This is a genomic window from Moorena sp. SIO4E2, assembly GCF_010671945.1.
GTDB lineage: Bacteria > Cyanobacteriota > Cyanobacteriia > Cyanobacteriales > Coleofasciculaceae > Moorena > Moorena producens.
In genome coordinates, this window is record NZ_JAAHIE010000498.1 from 1 (window position 1) to 5,239 (window position 5,239).

7 protein-coding genes are annotated in these 5,239 nt (G+C 44.0%); all 7 read right to left on the reverse strand.

All coding sequences use genetic code 11. From position 1 onward, the window contains the following. Positions 1-1,866 (reverse strand): lasso peptide isopeptide bond-forming cyclase (locus tag F6K37_RS31440; RefSeq protein WP_287254473.1); only part of this gene is annotated, 1,866 nt, incomplete at its 3' end. Between the two features lie 2 nt (positions 1,867-1,868). Then, positions 1,869-2,306, reverse strand: a complete 438-nt coding sequence (locus F6K37_RS31445; protein ID WP_044494525.1) for a lasso peptide biosynthesis B2 protein — start codon at positions 2,304-2,306, stop codon at positions 1,869-1,871. Next, the gene (locus F6K37_RS31450; protein WP_009149815.1) at positions 2,275-2,601 is read right to left on the reverse strand and encodes a PqqD family protein; all 327 of its coding nucleotides are present in this window, start codon (positions 2,599-2,601) and stop codon (positions 2,275-2,277) included. Before F6K37_RS31450 ends, F6K37_RS31445 begins: the two co-directional genes overlap by 32 nt. Before the next feature lie 22 nt (positions 2,602-2,623). After that, positions 2,624-3,067 (reverse strand): hypothetical protein, encoded by a 444-nt coding sequence (locus tag F6K37_RS31455; RefSeq protein ID WP_009149814.1) that lies wholly within the window; start codon positions 3,065-3,067, stop codon positions 2,624-2,626. A gap of 345 nt (positions 3,068-3,412) precedes the next feature. Next, complete coding sequence (locus F6K37_RS31460; RefSeq protein WP_009149813.1) at positions 3,413-4,060, reverse strand: Uma2 family endonuclease; 648 nt, start codon at positions 4,058-4,060, stop codon at positions 3,413-3,415. A gap of 43 nt (positions 4,061-4,103) precedes the next feature. Next, on the reverse strand, positions 4,104-4,235 hold the full coding sequence (locus F6K37_RS31465) for a hypothetical protein (protein ID WP_267872083.1): 132 nt from the start codon (positions 4,233-4,235) through the stop codon (positions 4,104-4,106). 148 nt (positions 4,236-4,383) lie between these two features. Continuing rightward, a complete protein-coding gene (locus F6K37_RS31470; protein ID WP_165691866.1) occupies positions 4,384-5,118 on the reverse strand; it encodes a Uma2 family endonuclease in 735 nt (244 codons plus the stop codon). Positions 5,119-5,239: the final 121 nt, after the last annotated feature.

Genomic DNA, 5,239 nt, shown 5'->3' on the forward strand with positions numbered 1-5,239 from the left:
AAGGGGTGTTCCCATAATCCCTTCCAGTTGGGCGCGATTAAATTCCAGTAAACCATGAACAAAATTGTCACTGAGATCCCCTTTTCCTCCTCTCCACTGTATCACCTCTGGAAGGCTTCCCCTCAAAGCACGGCGCATAACCATTCTACTCCATCCCTGACGCAATTTTTGCTCGGAAGGAAGTGCTAAACAAAACTCAATTAACCGCTTATCCATAAAGGGATGACGGGCTTCTATACCAGCAGCAGCAGCGCAGCGATCAATTTGTTCCAATACTAAGGTGAATACTCCCGCATTTAAAGCCTGGAATTGGTTTTTCCTAACGGTTAATGGGGTATATGGTGGGGTAGACCAATGTTTTAATCGTTCTTGTAAACCAATGCGTTCAGCAAACTCTTGGTTAATTAAAGGTGTCGATTTATTACCAGAAACCTGGAAAGGTTGATATCGCCTTACCCACTTTTTGATCAAATCTGGCACTATTGGTCGCAAACCATGCTGAACTAATAGTTGTTTGCGAGACAGCCCGATGTGGCGATGAATTTGCTGGATGGCTTCGATAAATTCTAACCAACCAAACTGTTTAGCCAATTTACGTAGAGTAGGAATGCCGTGAATTTCTACTAAAGTACTAGCTGAAGTACCAAAGTTATGGGCCAATGTTTTGGTTTCCTGGGCAAAAACTGCCCATTTTCCTTGAGAGGCTAATTCGGTGAGTCGATAAATGCCGTGGGAAACTATATTATCACCATCATGTCCATCTAAAAGAATACGAACCCCTTGTTTTTTAGCAATTTGAGTCAATCGCCACGGAAAATAATAATTGGGGCCAGGAAACGCCTCATCCTCATACTCAAAAATCTGATCAATGTCTGAGAGAGGTCCTATTTGGTCGCCAGCAATAAAATGGGGTATAAACTCCCCTTGATTTAATACTGCCTCAATAAAGGATCGTTCATCGCATTGTTTGAGGGTATCAAAAACACAGGAAAAGGTATGTAATGGCGGCTTTTTTGTCTCAGCTAATAAATCCCGTGCGACACAAGTAATCGACGAGGAATCTAAACCACCACTTAACTGAGAACCAATGGGAAAAGCACTACGTAAACGACAGCGCACCGCCTCGGTAAAGATTTCCCGAAAGGCATCTGCATAGGCTTGATCGGATTCTAAATGCAGTTCTTTGCTTGGATCTAATGACCAATAAGACCAAGTTCGCAGTTCAGTTTGATTAATAATCAAACTATGGGCTGGAGGTAAGCGGAAAACATTTTCATAAGTAGTAATAACCTTGTCCTCTAGCATTAACATAATAAAGTCAGCAATCCGGACTTCGTTAATGCGTTGAGGAATCTGAGGTAGGCAAAATAAAGCCTTCATCTCAGAAGCAAACAAAAAAGCTTTCTCTGCTTGATAATAATAGTAAAAAGGCTTAACACCAAGATGATCTCTGGCACAAAAAAGCTGTTGCTGAGACTGATCCCAAATGGCAAAAGCAAAATCCCCCAACAGGTATTGGGGACAGTCCTTTCCCCATCGGTGGTAGGCGGCTAAAATTAAATCGCTGTCGGTAATTTTTTCCGGCTCTTGCTCTGCTAATTCCAAGGTAGTAATTAGCTCATCCCGATTATCAATGCGAGCATCAGCGGTTAAAATACAATTACGCTCAGAATCCACTAGGGGTTGGACTTCTAGCAAAGACTCCGGTGTTGTCCACAACATCCGATGACCAAATCCCACCTCCCCCTCACACCAAACATTAGCTGCGTCAGTTCCCCGATGGGCTAAGGTATCTAACATCTGGCTGAGATCGGTTTGCTTTACTGCACAACCATCAAGATCAAAAATTCCAACAATACCACTCATGGTTAATGCTTTCCTAAGGATGGTAGGGTTTTGAAACGAGTTAAATCCGGCAATTGACCAATGACAACTAAGCCCTGATTTTCCACCCAAGCGTGAGCTTCTAGCTGTCCTGATTCTCCCTTAGCAACCCCAATACGTAATTGAGGAACATAGCCATACTGAACCATTAAGGTATAGGTTGTTAAAGCCCTTGCTAAACACTTGACTTTCCCTGGCATATAACGGCTAGTTATGTTTACAGCCCACAGGATGTGATTAAGTTTAACCAGATTGGCTGTGTGAGTAAAACGATAGTGACTTATCTGTTCTAAGCGCTGGTGTAAGGTTTGAAAGGATAAAAACTTCAACCCTACCCGAACTAACAGTAACATGATAAATGTTTTTACCAAGAGCAGATAAAGTCTAGGGCTAAGGTTGAGCAATTTCCACAGATGCTTCATCAATGACCTCGATTAGTCCTTTAGTGTGCATTTTTTCCAGCAGAGAGACGATATCTGGGTCACAAACTTCAGGAGTAACCCCGTATTCTTCTACAATTGCAGCACTAATATCAGCGAATTTTTGGGGCTTTTGGATTAATTGCCAAATCCTCGCACCAACTTCAGTTAACCCGTAATAAACACCAGATTTATAATCAAGAATGACTACTTCTTCAGCCGTTAAATCACAAGCAAATTGATCTTTAGCTGCTACTACGAGGCAAGAATGGGAATTTTCACCACTAAAAGTTATCATATCTAGTTATTCGTAAATACAATTAAATTGCACCAAAATCTTTAACCCCATAAAAACCAATCCGTTTAGACTGGCGACGGGTAAACTCTCCCACTGAAGAGTTGCCATTCGGATCTATCACCCCTGTTACCTGCTGCCATAACTCAGCCGGAGCCAAGGATACCTTATAAATGCGATCGCCACTCTTGCACACGTGATACCACTTGCTTTCCTGGCACTGACTACACCAAAAAGCCTCTAGCCACTCTCCTTCGATAGCTACCGTGGTTTTACTGGCTATCAGCATCAAGGCATATTTTTGTGGAACACCACGCTCCTGAAGTTGTCCTGCTCGATCGGCAAACAACCGATACTTTTGACTAACGCTATCAAGGTAGCAACCATGAATGGGACATAAAATAGCTCTTCGTTTAGAACGCTTCCGGTTGCGTTGACATCGTTTGGTTTGAGGTGTTGATGGTGGCATTAGGGAATTTAGAATTTAGAATTTAGAATGCGCGAATTTAGAATGAAGAATTGAGAATGAAGAATTGAGAATGAAAAATTTAGAATGCGCGAATTTAGAATCGGGAGGCAAGTGTAGAACAGGCATCTTGCCTGTTGCCCAACCCTAGAACCGGCATCTTGCCTGTTTCATTTCCGGGCAGCCAGGATGGCCACCCCACTCCTATTCATTCCGCCCCTCAGCAATGCCCTTATAGCTGATACGCGACACGCTGATAGCTTACATTCAACTCACAAAATTTTCTGAATACGGCCTCTTGCCACTATTCGCGCATTCTAAATTCGCGCATTCTAAATTCCCGATTCTCTACTCCCTACTCCCTTCTTCTCCAAGAAGTCCCACAAATTCTCGCAAAGCCACACTAGAACCAAACTGCCATCCCTTATTAATGTATTGGGGAATTGTTTCTTTCACCGGGAAATTTGGAAAAATTTCGCTGGTTTGAACCTCTAAATAGCGGCCACTTTCAAATCGATAGATGTGAATTGTGTCCGCTTTGTAAATCCAAACTTCTGGAACAGCTAGAGGAATGTAGTCGTTAATATCAGTAATTGAAGTCAGGTCAATTTCTAGGGCGAGATCCGGTGGTGGATCTTGGCTCAGGTCTAGTCTTCGCTTTCCTAAAATTGCTTGGTAATTTTGGATGTAGAAACAAGCATCTGGCTCCACTCCAGGCATTCCCCCTTGCCTGAGGGTAATGGGATCAAAGCTCTGCCAATCTTTTCCTTCATAGCGTAGCAGTGCTTTAACTAAGTCAGCCAGTATATCAGCTTGGTTACCGTGTTCAGGAAGAGGAGCCATGAGCAAAATCTGATTATCTCGAAATCGCATGCGAATACTAGCCCGGTCACCAAGCTTTACCAACAGCTGCTCATAGTCTTCCCAAGTTCCTGGGAACCGCAATTGAGTTCCAGGAGCTAGATCAATAGTGGTTGGGGTGATGGTGGGCAACATATCGCAAAGGGAACAGGGAATTTAGAATTTAGAATGCGCGAATTTAGAATCGGGAATCGGGAATCGGGAATCGGGAATCGGAACCCACCCCTAACCCCTCCCAGGAGGGGAACGGTAATCGGGAGCAGGTGGAAGAAGAGTGGCAAGTGTAGAATAGGCATCTTGCCTGTTTCATTTTATTTAAAAGCTAATAGCTGATAGCTGATAGCACCTCAAGTAGCACCTCAAGTAGCGCATTAGCTGATAGCTTACCCTAAAACTCTTCCCCCTACTCCCTATTCCCTGTTCCCTGTTCCCAGATCCGCTGTTCCCTACTCCCTACATTACAAATCATCAGGATTGACCCCAAGGCTACGCAATCGTTCTGCCAATCGTTCAGCCCGTTGGTGTTCCTGTTCAGCCCGTTCTGCTGAAGTTGGAATCCAATTACCAGCTTCATCATACCAACGCAGCCACAACCCTTCTGTTTCTTGATATTTCCCCTGCCAAACTCCTAACCCTAATTCCAGCCTTGGAAACCAAAATTTCGGTTCAGAAAGTTCTACCGCCTGATACTGTATGGGCATTAATTGAAACACCTGCAACTGGTTGTCATAACGGTCAAAAACTACATAGTAAGGAATCCGCATATACTGCTCATAAGCTTGCCATTTAGTAGGTGGCTTGTTCGCAGACCTTAGGGTTTGTCCTAAATCTTCGGCTTCCGTACCTGGTGATAGGAGTTCCACCACCAAAAATGGCGCTATTCCTTCCTGCCAAACCACATAACTCCAGCGCAGGTCTTGTTGTTGTTGAGCGGGAGTCACACCCAATACCAGAAACCAATCCGGTCGCTTGTGCCATAACGAATGACGGCTATCGTAATATAAATTCAGGTCTGTACCAATGAACATTTCCTCCCTGGGATAGTTGGGAGGTTGGCAGGTTTCTCGCAATAGTTGGGGTTGGAAGTCATGAAACTCGTCAGGCAAACCAGGCTCCTCTGGGTCTTCACTAGGTAGATCATACATAGTGGGCATAGTTTCCCTGGGAGGACGGGGTGGGTCAGTGTGGTACATGATCCTCTGTTGAACCTGATAGTTTGAGCATAGCATCTTGAGCTTTAGGGAATAGGGAGCAGGGAGTCGGGAATTTAGAATTTAGAATGCGCGAATTTAGAATCGGGAATTTAGTGCGTAG